The organism is Streptomyces sp. NPDC096310, from assembly GCF_044763125.1.
In the GTDB taxonomy this organism is placed as follows: Bacteria; Actinomycetota; Actinomycetes; order Streptomycetales; family Streptomycetaceae; genus Streptomyces.
Window position 1 is genome coordinate 35,072 of sequence record NZ_JBIWFO010000001.1, and the last position, 13,850, is coordinate 48,921.

The 13,850-nt window shown below is 71.3% G+C and carries 13 protein-coding genes; 6 read left to right on the plus strand and 7 right to left on the minus strand.

The genetic code is table 11. From position 1 onward, the window contains the following. Position 1 precedes the first annotated feature (1 nt). Positions 2-637, plus strand: coding sequence for a TetR/AcrR family transcriptional regulator (locus ACIQ7D_RS00155; RefSeq protein WP_403931582.1), 636 nt, complete (start codon positions 2-4; stop codon positions 635-637). 7 nt (positions 638-644) lie between these two features. Here the strand turns inward: ACIQ7D_RS00155 and ACIQ7D_RS00160 are convergent, their stop codons facing one another. From ACIQ7D_RS00160 to ACIQ7D_RS00175, 4 genes are all read right to left on the minus strand, one after another. After that, a complete protein-coding gene (locus ACIQ7D_RS00160) occupies positions 645-2,186 on the minus strand; it encodes an RICIN domain-containing protein (protein ID WP_403931585.1) in 1,542 nt (513 codons plus the stop codon). Between the two features lies 1 nt (position 2,187). Continuing rightward, positions 2,188-4,113 carry a family 43 glycosylhydrolase gene (locus tag ACIQ7D_RS00165; protein WP_403931588.1) on the minus strand — a complete coding sequence of 642 codons (1,926 nt, stop codon included), beginning with the start codon at positions 4,111-4,113 and terminating at the stop codon, positions 2,188-2,190. Positions 4,114-4,300: 187 nt separating this feature from the next. Further along, a complete protein-coding gene (locus tag ACIQ7D_RS00170; RefSeq protein WP_403931591.1) occupies positions 4,301-5,173 on the minus strand; it encodes a hypothetical protein in 873 nt (290 codons plus the stop codon). Positions 5,174-5,322: 149 nt separating this feature from the next. Beyond that, positions 5,323-6,558, minus strand: a complete 1,236-nt coding sequence (locus tag ACIQ7D_RS00175) for an erythromycin esterase family protein (protein WP_403931594.1) — start codon at positions 6,556-6,558, stop codon at positions 5,323-5,325. A gap of 111 nt (positions 6,559-6,669) precedes the next feature. On the opposite strand from ACIQ7D_RS00175, the gene ACIQ7D_RS00180 reads away from it, so the two are divergent. Then, the gene (locus tag ACIQ7D_RS00180) at positions 6,670-7,425 is read left to right on the plus strand and encodes a MerR family transcriptional regulator (protein ID WP_403931596.1); all 756 of its coding nucleotides are present in this window, start codon (positions 6,670-6,672) and stop codon (positions 7,423-7,425) included. Between the two features lie 10 nt (positions 7,426-7,435). Here ACIQ7D_RS00180 and ACIQ7D_RS00185 read toward each other — a convergent pair whose 3' ends face one another. After that, on the minus strand, positions 7,436-8,485 hold the full coding sequence (locus tag ACIQ7D_RS00185) for a zinc-dependent alcohol dehydrogenase family protein (protein WP_403931599.1): 1,050 nt from the start codon (positions 8,483-8,485) through the stop codon (positions 7,436-7,438). A 188-nt stretch (positions 8,486-8,673) separates the two neighbouring features. On the opposite strand from ACIQ7D_RS00185, the gene ACIQ7D_RS00190 reads away from it, so the two are divergent. Continuing rightward, a complete protein-coding gene (locus ACIQ7D_RS00190) occupies positions 8,674-8,895 on the plus strand; it encodes a hypothetical protein (RefSeq protein ID WP_329828089.1) in 222 nt (73 codons plus the stop codon). 91 nt (positions 8,896-8,986) lie between these two features. On the opposite strand, the gene ACIQ7D_RS00195 is transcribed toward ACIQ7D_RS00190, so the two are convergent. Further along, on the minus strand, positions 8,987-9,889 hold the full coding sequence (locus ACIQ7D_RS00195; RefSeq protein ID WP_403931603.1) for a hypothetical protein: 903 nt from the start codon (positions 9,887-9,889) through the stop codon (positions 8,987-8,989). 396 nt (positions 9,890-10,285) lie between these two features. Here ACIQ7D_RS00195 and ACIQ7D_RS00200 point away from each other — a divergent pair, with 396 nt between their 5' ends. Further along, entirely contained in the window at positions 10,286-11,476 is a 1,191-nt protein-coding gene (locus ACIQ7D_RS00200) for an NtaA/DmoA family FMN-dependent monooxygenase (protein ID WP_403931606.1), read from the plus strand. On the opposite strand, the gene ACIQ7D_RS00205 is transcribed toward ACIQ7D_RS00200, so the two are convergent. Then, positions 11,414-12,007 carry a TetR/AcrR family transcriptional regulator gene (locus ACIQ7D_RS00205; protein ID WP_403931609.1) on the minus strand — a complete coding sequence of 198 codons (594 nt, stop codon included), beginning with the start codon at positions 12,005-12,007 and terminating at the stop codon, positions 11,414-11,416. The two genes, ACIQ7D_RS00200 and ACIQ7D_RS00205, sit on opposite strands and share 63 nt — an antisense overlap. A 224-nt stretch (positions 12,008-12,231) precedes the next feature. On the opposite strand from ACIQ7D_RS00205, the gene ACIQ7D_RS00210 reads away from it, so the two are divergent. Both ACIQ7D_RS00210 and ACIQ7D_RS00215 read left to right on the plus strand, forming a co-directional pair. Continuing rightward, positions 12,232-12,879 carry a TetR family transcriptional regulator gene (locus ACIQ7D_RS00210; RefSeq protein WP_403931611.1) on the plus strand — a complete coding sequence of 216 codons (648 nt, stop codon included), beginning with the start codon at positions 12,232-12,234 and terminating at the stop codon, positions 12,877-12,879. Between the two features lie 148 nt (positions 12,880-13,027). Then, positions 13,028-13,762, plus strand: a complete 735-nt coding sequence (locus ACIQ7D_RS00215; protein ID WP_403931614.1) for an NADPH-dependent F420 reductase — start codon at positions 13,028-13,030, stop codon at positions 13,760-13,762. The last annotated feature ends 88 nt before the right edge of the window (positions 13,763-13,850 follow it).

A 13,850-nucleotide genomic window follows, 5' to 3' on the forward strand; every position in this document is an offset into this window, starting at 1 on the left:
CATGCCCGCGAAACCGTCTCGGATCCTGCGCGCCGACGCGCTCAACAACCGGCTGCGCATCGTCGAGGCGGCCCGCGAGACCTTCGCCGAACTCGGGCTCGACGTGCCGATGTCCGAGATCGCCCGGCGCTCCGGCGTCGGCGCGGCCACGCTCTACCGGCGTTTCCCCACCAAGGAGTCGCTGGTCACGGAGGCCTTCACGGACCAGCTCGCGGAGTGCGTCGCGGTCGTGGACGACGCCGCCACCGACCCCGACCCGTGGCGCGGGTTCTGCGCGGTCATCGAGAAGGTGTGCGCCCTGCACGCCGTCGACCGGGGGTTCACCTCCGCGTTCCTCACCGCGTTCCCCGGCGCGCTCGCCTTCGAGCGGGAGCGCGAGCGCGCCGAGGGGGTGTTCGCCGGACTGATCCGGCGGGCGCAGGAGGCGGGACGGCTGCGCGCCGACTTCGTTCTGGCGGACCTCACCCTCGTCCTCCTGGCCAACAGCGGCGTCGCCGCGGGGACCGGTGACGCCGCGCCGGTCGCCTCCCGCCGGCTCATGGGCTATCTGCTCCAGTCGTTCCGGGCCGAGGGCGCCGCCCCCCTGCCGCCCCCGGCGCCGGTCGGACTGGACCGTGCGTACGGTCAGCAGAACTGACGGCTCGTCAGGCGCCGCGCTGCCACTGCTGGTTGGTCGAGCCCGTGCAGGTGTACGTGATGACCTTGGCGGAGTTCTCCGTCGACGCCGAGGCGACATCGAGGCATTCGCCGCTCGCCCGGGCGGTCAGCGTCGTGTACCCGCTCGCGTTCACCGCCACCCGCCACTGCTGCTCGGGCGCGCTGCCGCACGCGCGCTGCTGGACGTCGGAGGCGGTCCCGGTCAGACAGAGCGAGCTGTGCCGGGCCATCAACTGCACATAGCCGTCACCGGTGTTCCGGAACCAGAAGCGCTGATTGCCGCCGCCGTTGCAGGTGTACTGGGTGACGGCGACATTGTCGACGACCGACTGGTTCGGGATGTCGGCACACTTGCCGCTGTGCCGGGCGGTCAGTGTCTCGTACGGCCCGCCGGAACCGGTCACGGTGCCCGCCGCCGTATCGATGGACAGCTCGGGGTACCAGTCCATGGTCATCGAGGTGCTGGTCGGAAAGGCGAGCGGCAGCCACACGTACCGCGAGTCGTTGACCTTCTGGCCGAACGAGTTGCCCCACCGGTCGCCCAGGTAGAGGTACGCGGTCCCCGACGTGCCCTGGACGGGCAGGACGTACGCGGTCTGGGAGTTGTACGCCGTCGAGTCGCCCACGTTCCGCATCGCGCTCCACGGCCCGGCGAGCGAGGTCGCGGTGGCGTACTGCTGCTGGTTGGGGCTCCAGCCGGTGGCGCCGGACGTCAGCATGAAGTACACCCCGCCGCGCTTGAAGAGCGCCGGCGCCTCGCGGTGGCCGCCCGGCCAGGGATTGGCGACCAGACTCGCGACACCGGTGTAGTCGGAGGTGAGCCGGTAGATCTGGAGGTCGTAGTTCTCGCGGGCCGCCGACACCATGTAGCCGGTGCCGTCGGTGTCCGTGAAGAGGGTGATGTCACGCGACATATGGGTGTCGAGCGGCCGGAAGCTGCCCTTCCAGGTGTAGTCGCCGTCGATCGTGGCGGACGTGGCCACGGCGGCCCGCGCCTGGCTGTAGTCCGTGGCGCTCTCCTTGTGCATCCACATCACGAACCGGCCGGTCGCCGCGTTGTAGACGACCTTCGGCCGCTCGATGTTGGCGGCGGCCAGCTCCGGATCAGTTGCCTGCGTCAGCACATGCCGGCGGAACTCCCAGGTCTTCAGATCCGCGGAGCGGTACGCCGAGACGTACCGGAAGGTGTTGTCCGCGTTGCGGTTCTCGCCGAACCAGTAGTACCAGGAGCCCACCTTGACGACCCCGCCGCCGTGGGCGTGCACCAACTGGCCGCTGGTGTCGGTGAACTGACCGCCGTTGGTGACGGACACCGGCCCGGCCTCGGCGCCGCGCGCGGCGGTGTCCGGGGCCTCGGCGCCCTGCGCGGCGCTCGCGGGGAGGAAGAGGCCCGCCACCGCGACACAGAGCGCGAGCAGGAACGTCACCACGCGCCCCGACCCGTACGCCCGCCCGGTCCCGTACGCCCGCCGCCTCCGGTTCGCCCGCCCGGCCCCGTACGCCTGGCCTCTCTCGTACACGCGGTTCATCTCAGACACGCTCCCTCAGTACGGTGAAGTGCCGTGCGAAGCCCGAGAGTCCGGGCAGTTGGCGGATCGGCGTCCAGGTACGCAGCCCGTCCAGACTGTCGCTGTAGTAGTACTTCTGCTCCGCGTAGCCGTCGAAGTAGATCCGCCAGCCGCCGTTGTCCAGTTGGACGAGCGCGGGCCCCTCGCGCCAACTGCCCCAGCCCGCCCAGTCACCGGTGCCGGTGAACGTGTACGGCCCTTCGAGCCGGTCGGCGACGGCGTGCTCCAGATACTTCGTCGTCTCCTGCTTGGTGATCGCGTGGTACTTGCCGTCGTGCCGTACGACGAACGTGTCGATGTAGTTCGACCGGTCGAGACCGGCCAGCGGCTTCGGCGTGGTCCAGGTGCCCAGCGACGCGTCCGTCGCGGTGAGCAGATGCGGCCGGAAGGTGTAGGTGTTCGTCGTGTCGAGCGAGACGACGAGGTGTGTACGGCCGTCGGCGTCCACGAACCACTCGGGCGCCCAGGTACGCGCGAGCCCGGCCACCGGCAGGGTGTGGCGGGCGAAGAACTGCCAGTTCGTACGGTCCCTGCTGCGGGCGAAACCGATCGTGTTCCCGGTCCAGTCGGTGGTGTGCGCGATGTAGTAGTAGCCGTCGGTGTGCCGGATCACACTCGGGTCGCGGATCAGCCCCGAGGGCGGGGTGTACGCGGGCCCCTTCAGCAGGGTGTACCCCAGCGCGTCCGCCGACTCGTACACGTACATGTTGGACTCGCTGGAGTTGGTGAACGCCGTCATCGTGTACCGCGTCACCGCCGCGGAGGTGTCCGCGACCGGCGCGTCGGCCACCGGCACTCCGAACTCCGGTGTGCCGTCCGCCTTCCAGCCGAGCGGCTGGATCCGGGTGTGGCGGTTCGGGTCGTTGAGCGGGTCGCCGTTGATCTCCTTGTACTGCCGCGCGTGGTAGACGAGGACGTCCGTCCGCCCGTCCTCGGCGACCGTGAACGAGTTGTGGCCCGGACCGTACTGCCCGTTCGCCGCACTGCTGACGAAAACCGGTGTGGGCGACTTCGACCAGGAGGCGGGCGCCAGCAGATCGCTGTCGGCGTCGGCGGTGAGCAGCCCCACACAGTAGTGGTGGTCGGTGGCGCTCGCCGAGTACGAGAGGAAGACCCGGCCGTTCCGCTGGATGACGGCCGGCCCCTCGTTCACCCTGAACCCGACCGTCTCCCAGTCGAACTCCGGTGTGGTGAGCCTGATCTGGGGCCCCTTGAGGGTCCACGGGTTCGCCATCGCGGAGAGGAAGAGACCACTGTTGTTGTCGAGCCCCGGCTCCTGCTGCGCCCAGGCCAGATAGCGGGTGCCGCGGTGGGTGAAGGTGGTCGCGTCGAGGGAGAAGGTGTCCCAGGCGGTGGTGATCCGCCCCTTCTCCGTCCACGTGCCCCGGAACGGGTCAGGGTGCTCGTTCTCCAGCACCCAGATCCGGATCTTCCACACGTCGTCGGCGCGCCCCGCGGCGAAGTAGATGTACCACTTCCCGTCGATGTGATGGAGCTCCGGCGCCCAGATGTGCGCGCCCATGTCGCCGCTCGTGTGTCTGCGCCAGATCACCGACTCCTCGGCGGTCGACAGCCCGCGCAGGGTGCGGGAACGGCGCAGGATGATGCGGTCGTACTCGGGCGCCGTCGCCGTGAAGTAGTAACGGCCGTCGGTGTGACGGTGGATGTACGGGTCGGCCCGCTGCTCCACCAGCGGGTTGCGGTACACGGGCCCCGCCGCGGCCGTACGGTCCGCACCGGGACTCGCGGCGTCGGGGGCGCCGGGCGGTGCGGCGTGCGGGGCGCCGGACGCCGCGGCGTGGGCGAGGCCGGGAAGTGCGGCGAGGGCGCCCGCGCCGAGCGCCCCCTTCAACAGCAGGCGGCGGCCGGGGACATCACTGCGGCTCATGCAGTCTCCCTTTCCGGGACAGAGAGTCGCGTTCGAGAAATCGAACACCATCTGTGATTCCGAACGCCGAAACCGTAGAGGCGTGTTACAGGGAGGTCAACGGGGCGGACGGGACCAACCTCACCCGTCCCGCCCGCCCCTGGGCCGACACCGCTCCGCAGGGCCCGTCCGGGTCCCGCCGGACGCGTCAGATCCCGTAACGGCCCTTCAGATGACGCCAGAAGTCCCGGTACATCCACTGGTCGAACTCGGTGATACGGGTGGCGCTGCCCGCCTTCATGATGAAGCCGCCGACACCGGTCGGGGTCCAGTCGTAGAAGTCGTCGAGCCCGTAGGTGTGCCCGATCTCGTGCTCCAGGATGTGGATGTCCTCCTGGCCCCGCGCACCGACCATGTACTCGCTGCCGATCCGCTGCCCCCAGTCACCGCCCGCGCCGCCCTGGAACCCCTTGGTCAGCCAGAGCGACTGGTCGTAGTGGCGGGCCGCTCCGCCGGGGCACTTGGAGTAGTCGCCGTTCTGGTGGAAGAAGCGCCCGCAGTCGGGCGCGCACTGCGGCGCGCCCTCGCCGTCGAGCACATTGGTGTAGATGTCCACGGAGTTGTCCGTCCACTGGAGCGTGGAACGGTTCTTGACGGCCCAGCCGACGATGTCGACCGGGACGTTCTGGTACGGGAAGCCCTCGAAGCCCGCGACGGTGTCCGTCCACTTCTTCGACTGGCGCTTCAGCGCGGTGTGGATCTCGTCGCGCAACTGCGCGCTGACCGGCTGGTCCGACTCCCAGCGGACGCAGTAGGAGACCCGGCCCTTGTTGGCCATCACCTGGTCCCAGCCGTAGTTGCGGAAGCCGTACAGGTCGGGGTACGTGGACTCGACATGCCGCCAGACCTCGTCCAGCGGCCGGACGAGCTGGGCGGGCGGGTTCCAGTCGGCCGCGGCCACGGCGGCGGGCGCGGTCCCGGCGACGACGGGTACCGCGCCGGCGGGGGTGACAAGACCGAGGACGGTGAGGGCGCCGACTGCGAGGGTGATCACAGCGGTACGGAGCGAATGCAAGGACATCACGGCTCTTCCCGAGTGTGGGGGGCAGGGGGTGTGGGCGCGGACGCCCACACCCCCAGGTCTCCGCCGGACGCCGAAAGGTTGCCGTCACGCGAACGGTTGGGCCGCACTCCCGGAACGCGCGCGGGGAGCGGCGCGGGGAGCGGTCGCTACCGTGGTGCGGCCGCCGGTCCCGGCGGGTCGAGGCGGGGCAGGAACAGGAGGGCGTCGAAGTCGTCGGGCACACCCGGGTCGAGCGGGAAGTAGCTGGGGTACTCGCTCCCGCGCATGGTCAACTCGCCTGCTTGTGCGGCCAGTTCGGCCAGTTCGGCGGCGGTCACGAGGGACGGCGCCGACACGGTCGCGGCCAGCAGACCCTCCAGGGTGTTCGCCGGCGGTGCGCCGATGCCCAGGTGCGGTGCGGAGCCGATCGCCGTGCCGACGACCACGTAGTCGCAACCGTGACCACGGGCGAGATGGGCACCGGCCGGGCTCCACTCCACGTCCATGGCGCCGAACCGGGTCCGCGCCGCGTGGCGCCGCAGATGCAGATTGTGGGCGAAGGCAAGGACCGGGCCCCGATCCTGTTCGCGGGCGGCGAGCGCGCTCACATTTTCCGCCATCATCGCGTCGCGGATCCCCGTGCACCGCGCCAGCCGCTCCTGGGGATCGGTCCGGGCCAGAACCGCGTGGTAGGCGAGCAGCCCGGCGGCGCTGCGGGCGGCGAGTTCGGCGTCGTACAGAGCCTCCGCCGAGCCGTCCTCGGCGAAGTGAGGTGCGCCGGAGGTGAGCAGCCGGCCGAGATCATCGGTGATCACGCGCAGCTCGCGGGCCTCCGCCGTCCCACCGACGGAGTACGAGGGGTCCATCGTGGCGCGGGGATCGGACCACCGGCTGTCGTCGCCGAGCAGCTCCTCGATCCGGCTCCACGGGTGCGGTACCGTCGCGCCGCGCGCGGTGAGGAAGGTGTGCAGGATGCGCAGGGCGGCGCGGGGGCTGTGCGCCCCGCTCCGGTCGTCGTTCTCCATCGGCGCGTCGAATCCGGCGAAACGCACCTGCTCGGCCGGGGGACGGGTGCGGTTGTGCGCGGCGATCCACTCCACCAGCGCGCGGTTGGCGGGCAGCGCCCCGAACCCGTGGCTGAAGCCGTCGGCCATCACCCCGTCGAGGTGCCCGTCGCCGCCACGGACATGGTCATCCACCAGGCGCCCCGCGAGGCAGTCGGATTCCAGCGCCACACAGCGGCACCGCCCCTGTGCGACGAGCCCCCGAAGGAGGTCGTCGCGCAGCCGCGGGAAGGTCTCGTCGCCGTGCAGCGCCTCACCCAGGGCCAGCACACGGGGCCGCCGCGCCCGTGTATCGAGAAAACGCTCGACGGCCGCGTACATCGATTCGTCTGTCGTCATGGCTTCGACGCTATCGTTGATGTTTCGGTTGAAGGTTGAGCCGAAAAACGCCCAGGAACATCGCCGAAAACCTTCAAACGGGAAGACACCCGAAGGCCTGGAGGAGCAACCATGAGGCCCGTGGATCTGGCCCGGCCGCACGGACTGTCCGGCCAGGCGGTCCGTAACTACGAGGCCGCCGGCATCCTGCCCGCCGCCGAGCGCACCTCCTCGGGCTACCGCCGCTACACCGGTGAGCACGCCGCCGCGCTGCGCACCTTTCTCGCCCTGATCCCCGCCCACGGCCATGCCGCCGCCCGCTCGATCATGACGCTGCTCAACACCGGCCGGACCGTCGAGGCGCTCACCGTCATCGACCGCGGCCACGCCGAACTCCTCGCCGATCGGCAGACGTTGGACGCGATCGAGCGGGCCCTCACGGAACTCGCCCACGTACCGGACGCGACCCACCGCCCCGCCACCGTCGGGGCGTTGGCCCACCGGCTCCGCCTCCGCCCGGCCACCCTGCGCCGGTGGGAACGGGCCGGTCTGCTGCACCCGGCGCGGGACCCCGCCACCGGCTACCGGACCTACACCCCCGCCGACGTCCGGGACGCCCACCTCGTGCACCAGCTCCGGCGCGGCGGGTACCTCCTCACCCAGATCGCGCCGCTCCTGGCCGAACTGCGCGACGCCGCCTCGCCCGCCTCGGCGGCGTCCGCGATCGCCGACCGCCGTCACCGCCTCCACATCCGGGCCCTCGCCATGCTCCACGCCTCCGCCGAGACCGGGCACTACCTCGAAGAGCGGAGCCACCGTCACACGGCCACGGCCACGGCCACGGCGACGGACACGGCGACGGACACGGACACGGACGACCGGACCTGACGGGCGGCCGTCAGCCCGCCACGAGCACGGCGGCGCCGCTCACCCGGTCGGCCGCGAGATCGGCGAGCGCCCGGTCCGCCTGGTCGAAGGGGTACGGGGTGGCCGTGACGCGGATATCGATCCGGTCGGCCACCGCCAGGAAGTCGCGGCCGTCCTGTCGGGTGTTGGAGGTGACACTGCGCAGCTCGCGCTCCTGGAAGAGATGGCGCTGATAGTTCAGCACCGGAATGTCGGAGAGATGGATCCCGGCGACGGCGAGCGTGCCCGCCCGGTCCAGCGCAGCCAGCGCCACCGGCACCAGATCGCCCACCGGGGCGAAGAGGACCGCCGAATCCAGCGGCTCCGGCGGCGGATCGTCGGCACCGCCCGCGGAGGCGGCCCCGAGCTCCAGGGCGAGCGCCCGCGCCCGCGCCGACCGGGTCAGCACATGGACGGTGGCGCCCTCGGCCAGCGCGACCTGCGCGGCCAGATGCGCGGACGCGCCGAATCCGTAGATCCCCAGCCGCCCGCCCGGCGGGAGCGCGCTGCGGCGCAGCGACCGGTAGCCGATGATCCCCGCGCAGAGCAGTGGCGCCAGCGAGGCGGCGTCCCGGTCCTCCGGCAGCCGGTACGCGAACGCCTCGGGGACGATCGCGAGGCCGGCGAAGCCGCCGTCCGCGTCCCACCCCGTGTAACGGGACCGGGGGCACAGATTCTCCCGCCCGGACCGGCACCACCGGCACTCCCCGCAGGTCGCGCGGAGCCATGCCCCGCCGGCCCGGTCACCGGTACGGAACACGGCCACGCCCTCGCCCACCGCCGCCACCCGGCCGACGATCTCGTGGCCCGGCACGGTGGCCGGGCGGTGCGGGGCCAGATCGCCCTCGGCCAGATGCAGATCCGTCCGGCACACCCCGCACGCCTCGACCCGCAGCAGCAGCTCACCCGGGCCCGGCACCGGCGCCGCACGGCGCACCCGCACGAGCGGCCCGGTGGAGACCGGGCCGGGGGTCCCCACGGCCCAGCCGCTCACCAGCGGACCGGCGCCGCCCTCGTCCTTCGCGGGCACGGAAGGGGCCATGACTCCAGCCTGCGTCCGGCGCGCCCCACCGGCAAACGCCGCGACGCAGGGTGCCCGGCGAATGGCCGGAAGCGATCGCACGACCGGATCCTTGGGAACCTCTTTACCTTGCGGGCGCGTTCAGCCTCCGGCCGTACCCGCGGCCGCCCGCCGCAGCGGCGGGGCACCCCGTACTCCAGGAGGCAGCAGTGGCCCAGATCGACCTCGACAAGGTGTTGGACAAGGCGTGGGCGGACAAGGACCTGCCCGCCGTGCTCGACGCGCCGGTCTCCGCGCTGAAGGGGGTCTCGGACCGCCAGGGCAAGCTTCTTGACGAGGCGTTCGGCGTCAAGACGGTGGCAGATCTGGCCAACCTGAAGTACGCCCGCTGGGCGCAGGCGCTGGCGACGCTCGACCCCTCCGCCAAGTAGCCCTCCGCACCGGTGAACAGACCCCGGGACACGGCGCGGAAACCCCTCGCGCCGTGTCCCGGGGGCCGGTGGGAGTGACGGACGGGAGGCCCTATCGGCCGAGGGCCCGGAGCAGGCTCAGGTTGTGGTATTTCCGTAGCCGGTACAGCTCCCAGCACGACAACACCGTCACCGACACCGGAGCGCCGAGCAGGAACACGATCCGGGCAAGGCCGGGGACCTCGGCGTTCTCGTTGTTGATCACGTCGAGGGCGGCCATCACCCACACCAGCAAGGTGGCGAGGACCGGTGGCAGCACCTCGTGGATGTCGGCGGTGCGGAACACGTGCAGGAGGCAGAGCGCGATCCCGTACAGGGCGAAGCCCAGCGACCATGTGCAGAGGGTGATGAGGACGACCATGCCGGGGATCCCGATGGCGTCACGGAACCCGGCGGTCTGCGGGTCGGGCGCGACGGCGAGGGGGAACGTGGCCATGGACCCCATCAGAGCCGCCACCGCCCCGAAGGGCTTCAGGGACCGACGCAGGTAGAGCCCGCGCAGCGCACCCTGCGCGGCGAACGCGAACAGGGCGATCACGAACGGGAAGGCGCACACGAGGACGAGTGTGCTGATCCAGCTCTGGTTGAACTTGTCGTCCGCGACGGTCTCGACGCCCTTGGCGGTGTCGACGGGCTTGTACGACATGGTCAGCACGAGCCAGGCGGCGAGGCCGAGCCCGGTCCGCCACATCTGGATCTTGCGTACCGTCAGGTCCTCGACGGCGCCCGGCCGCGAGGGGCGGAAGGCCCGCTGGGCGGCGTAGAACGGGTTGTAGACGCACTTGAGGATCCGCTGCCCGCGCGTCAGCGGCGGCCGGGGCGGGCGCGGGAACGGCGGCGGGGGGCCACCGCGGTGCGGCTGCGGCGGGTACGGGCCCCAGCTCTGCGGATGCCCCGGGTGCCCCTGCGGCGGCACGGGCGCGGGCCGCGGCGGGTAGGGCCGGTGGGGCCCCACGCCGGGACCGCCGGGGTACGGGTGATGTCCGGCCCCGGGATAGGGCTGATGGCCGGGGCCTGGGCCCGCCTGCCCTCCGGGTCCGGGTCCGCCCGCCGGACCCCGGTAACCATTGCCGTTCGTACTCATGCCGTGCGCCCCCGACGTTTCGGTCTGTGCTGTGCGCGGCGCGGCTCGAACCGCCGCCCGCTCAGCGTGCGGCGTGATCCTATCCATCGCGGAGGCCGAGAAGTGCGGGTTCCGGGACCGGGCCGAGCACCGGTGGGTAACGACTTGGGGCGCCACAGGGAGCTGCGGCGCGGACGCCCGTCCTTTGACAATCCGGAGAGTGTCTCCGTATCGTTGGCCGTAAAGCGGAGGGCTTCTCCGCTTTGTCGACTCGCTGGAGAAGCGACCATGGCAAGCGAACAGATGCTCCTGTGCATGCAGTTCACCAGTGGCTACGGAGCCGAACCAGGGGCATGGCGGCTGCCCGGGGTGAACCTGTCCAGCTATACGGACATGGATCAGTTCGTGCGGTACGCGCAGGCGGCCGAGCGCGGCAAGATCCAGCTGCTGTTCTTCGCGGACACTCCGGTCCTGGACGTGGATCTCGACGACCAGGCCCCGCATTTCGCGATCGACCCGCTTCTGGTGTTGACCGCCGTCGCGCGGGAGACCGAGCGGATCGGGCTGGTCTCCACCGGCTCCACCACGTTCAACGAGCCGTACAACCTCGCTCGCCAGTTCAAGGCCCTGGACGTGATCAGTCACGGCAGGGCCGGCTGGAACGCGGTCACCACCTCGGACCCCGCCGCCGCGGCGAACTTCGGCCGCCAGGTCCCGCCCCGTGCGGAGAAGTACGAGCGGGCCCACGAGGCCGTCCAGATCGTGCAGGCCCTGTGGGGAAGCTGGGAACAGGGCGCATGGGTCCGGGACGTCGCCGGGAAACGGTTCGCCGACATGAGCAAGATCCAGCCGGTCAACCTCCAGGGCCGCCACGTCGCCTCCCGTGGCCCACTGCCCATCCCTCCCTCCGAGCAGGGCCAGCCGGTCATCTTCCAGGCCGGCGGCGGCGGTTACGGCCTGGAACTGGCGGGCCGTTACGCGGACGGCGTCTACGCCAACCCCCACACCCTCGAAGACGGCCAGGCCCAGCGCGACGCACTGCGCGACGCCGCCCAGCGTGCCGGGCGCGACCCCGACGAGGTGAAGATGTTCGCCGGTTTCATGCCGACCATCGCCTCCTCGCGCCGGGCCGCCCTCGACCGGCGGCGGTTCCTGGACGAATCCGTCGACCTGCGACAGCGCGTCCGCTACCTCGGTGCGATGATCGGCCTGCCGCTCTCCTTCGACCAGATCGACGAGCGGCTGACCGCGGACCGGCTGGCCGGCGCCGTGCCCAGCCCGCACGACCCGCGCTCCGCCCGTGCCCTGGAAGTGGCCCGGGAAGGCTGGACCCCGCGCGGACCGGCCCGCGAGCCCGGCTCAGCCAGTCGGCGCCGCGGCCCCGCGGGCGTTTCGCGACGCCACCGTCTGGGAGTCTCACCCTCCGTTCGCGGGGGTCTCCCACCCGGATCGCATGAGGGCGTTGAGTGCCTGGGGTGATGACGCGTCGGCCATGGCGGCGGTGCGCACCCACGCTGTCGCCAGCGTGCTGAGGAACAGGTCCCTTCCCCGCACCCATGGCCGGGCGCCGCCATCGCGCTGAGCGGCGCGGAGGAAATCCTCGGTCACCGTGATGAAGCCCTGACAGGTGATCGCCAGAGGAGACGTGCCCTCGGCCAGCGCGGCCCGCAACGGTTCGGGCAGCCCGTCGAAAGCGGTCACCCACTCACCCAGGGCCTCCAGCCACCGGGCGAGCGCGGTGCTGGAATCGGTCTCCTCGCGCTGGATGGCGACGCACCTGGCCTCCAACTCCGCGTCGCGAGCCTGGAGGAGAGCGGCGAGCAGCGCCTCCCGGTTGGGGAAGTGCCGGTAGAGGGTGCCCGGGCCGACGCCGGCCCGTTTGGCGATGGCGTCCATGGAGCCGGTGATGCCGTGCTCGGCGAAGAACTGGTCCGCGACTTCCAGGATATGTGTGCGATTACGTTGCTTGTCCGTACGCGGCCGACGCCCGTCCACACCTGAGACACCCATGGCCTCACACCTTCCTGCGACGGCGGGGAGCGAGTCTCCGTATCCCCCGGATCGCAATCCCTGGATCGCGAAACGGAGACTATCTCCTCACCGCGAGCCCCGCCGAGGAGCCGGCGTCGCGGACGAGGAGTGGAATCGACCCCCATAGTGGAACTGAGTTGGTAACTGCAATGGAAGTTCAAGGTGGTATTGAGTTCCACTTAGGGCCTGTGTACACTCTTGGTATGGTCGAGCCCGCGAAGTCTTCATCCACCTCCGGCGCCGCACCGTCCGGGCGTTCCTCGCTGCGTGAGCGGACGCGTGCCGCGATGCGTGCCGAGGTCGGTGAAGTCGCCTTCCGGCTCTTCGCCGAGCGCGGCTTCGACAACACGACCGTGGAGCAGATCGCCGACGCCGCCGGTCTGTCGCGCACCACGTTCTTCCGGTACTTCGGCACCAAGGAGGAACTCGTGCTGGGCAGGGTCGGCGAGTTCGGCCGCGAGGTCGCCGAGGCCTTGGCCGCCCGGCCTGCCGACGAGCGGCCCTGGGAAGCTCTGCGCCGGGCCTTCGATGTGGTCGCCGGGCCTCGGCCCGGTGAGGCCGGAGCGCCGATGGACGCCATCCGGCTGCTCAGCGACGCCTGTGCGTTGATGACCCGGCAGTGGGAGAAGACGCAGGGCTGGCAGAGCATGCTGGCCCCGGAGATCTCCCGCCGTCTCGGCGGCCCGGATCCCGCCATCGACCTGCGGGCCAACGCGCTCGCGGCGGCGGCGATCTCCTGCTTCGACGCTGCCACCGACGCCTGGACCGCCTGCGGCGGGGCCGTCCCGCTGGCGGACCTCACGGACCAGGCGATGGGCTACCTGCGGGAAACGGACGCCGTGGCCGGATAACCCGCCGCCGTACGACCGGACACCTGCGGCCCGCCGGAGCCGGCCGGCCCGCCGGGACTTCATCGCGGACGTCGGTGGACGGCTTCCTGAGAACGCACTCATTCCACGCTGTCCACCAGGGGCAGTGAAACTTCTGATGGGACAAATCATGAAAATTACTGTTATCGGCGCCGGGGTAATCGGCGGCAACCTGGCCAACAAGCTCAGCGCAGCCGGTCACGACGTACAGGTCGCCGACGCCCGGGGCCCTGAGGCGGTTCCGGCCGAGGTGCTGGAGTCCGGCGCCCGCGCCCTGCCTCTGGACGCCGCCGCGCAGGACAGGGACGTGATCATCCTGTCCATCCCCTTCGACCGGGTTCCGGAACTGGCCGATCTGCTGGCCACCGTTCCCGACGAGACCGTGGTCATCGACACCTCCAACTACTACCCCCACCTCAACGGCCGCATCGAGGCCGTCGAGAACGGCCAGGTGGAGAGCGTGCGCAACGCCGAGCTGCTGGGCCGTCCCGTGGTCAAGGCGTGGAACGCCGCCCTGGCCGAGACCCAGCGCACCAAGGGCGTTCCGGCAGGCACCCCGGGCCGGATCGCGATTCCTGTCGCGGCCGACTCCGAGGAGGCACGGCGCCTGGCCATGCGACTCGTGGACGACACCGGCTTCGACCCCTACGACGCCGGCGTACTCGCCGACTCCTGGCGCCAGCAGCCCATGGGCCCGGCCTACTGCACCGAGCTGACCATGGACGAGCTGGGCCCGGCCCTCGCCTCGGCCGACCGGGACAAGGACGCACGCGTCCGCGACAGCATGATGGAGCGCTTCGCCACCCTCCCGCCCCAGCCCACGCTGGACGACGTCGTCGAGATGAACCGCGCCGCCCACCGCTGACACCGGTGCCGTCCCCGCTCGTACACGCATCGCTCGTGCCGATGAACGGCCGACGGGCCAGGCGGGGCGGGCCCGCCTGGCCCGTCGG

Coding starts and splice junctions, on each gene's coding strand:
- ACIQ7D_RS00185 (WP_403931599.1), bottom strand. CDS start 8,485: ATGGCCCCTTCCGTGCCCGCGAAGGACGAGGGCGGCGCCGGTCCGCTG.
- ACIQ7D_RS00170 (WP_403931591.1), bottom strand. CDS start 5,173: ATGTCCTTGCATTCGCTCCGTACCGCTGTGATCACCCTCGCAGTCGGC.
- ACIQ7D_RS00200 (WP_403931606.1), top strand. CDS start 10,286: ATGGCAAGCGAACAGATGCTCCTGTGCATGCAGTTCACCAGTGGCTAC.
- ACIQ7D_RS00210 (WP_403931611.1), top strand. CDS start 12,232: ATGGTCGAGCCCGCGAAGTCTTCATCCACCTCCGGCGCCGCACCGTCC.
- ACIQ7D_RS00165 (WP_403931588.1), bottom strand. CDS start 4,113: ATGAGCCGCAGTGATGTCCCCGGCCGCCGCCTGCTGTTGAAGGGGGCG.
- ACIQ7D_RS00155 (WP_403931582.1), top strand. CDS start 2: ATGCCCGCGAAACCGTCTCGGATCCTGCGCGCCGACGCGCTCAACAAC.
- ACIQ7D_RS00180 (WP_403931596.1), top strand. CDS start 6,670: ATGAGGCCCGTGGATCTGGCCCGGCCGCACGGACTGTCCGGCCAGGCG.
- ACIQ7D_RS00160 (WP_403931585.1), bottom strand. CDS start 2,186: ATGAACCGCGTGTACGAGAGAGGCCAGGCGTACGGGGCCGGGCGGGCG.
- ACIQ7D_RS00175 (WP_403931594.1), bottom strand. CDS start 6,558: ATGACGACAGACGAATCGATGTACGCGGCCGTCGAGCGTTTTCTCGAT.
- ACIQ7D_RS00215 (WP_403931614.1), top strand. CDS start 13,028: ATGAAAATTACTGTTATCGGCGCCGGGGTAATCGGCGGCAACCTGGCC.
- ACIQ7D_RS00205 (WP_403931609.1), bottom strand. CDS start 12,007: ATGGGTGTCTCAGGTGTGGACGGGCGTCGGCCGCGTACGGACAAGCAA.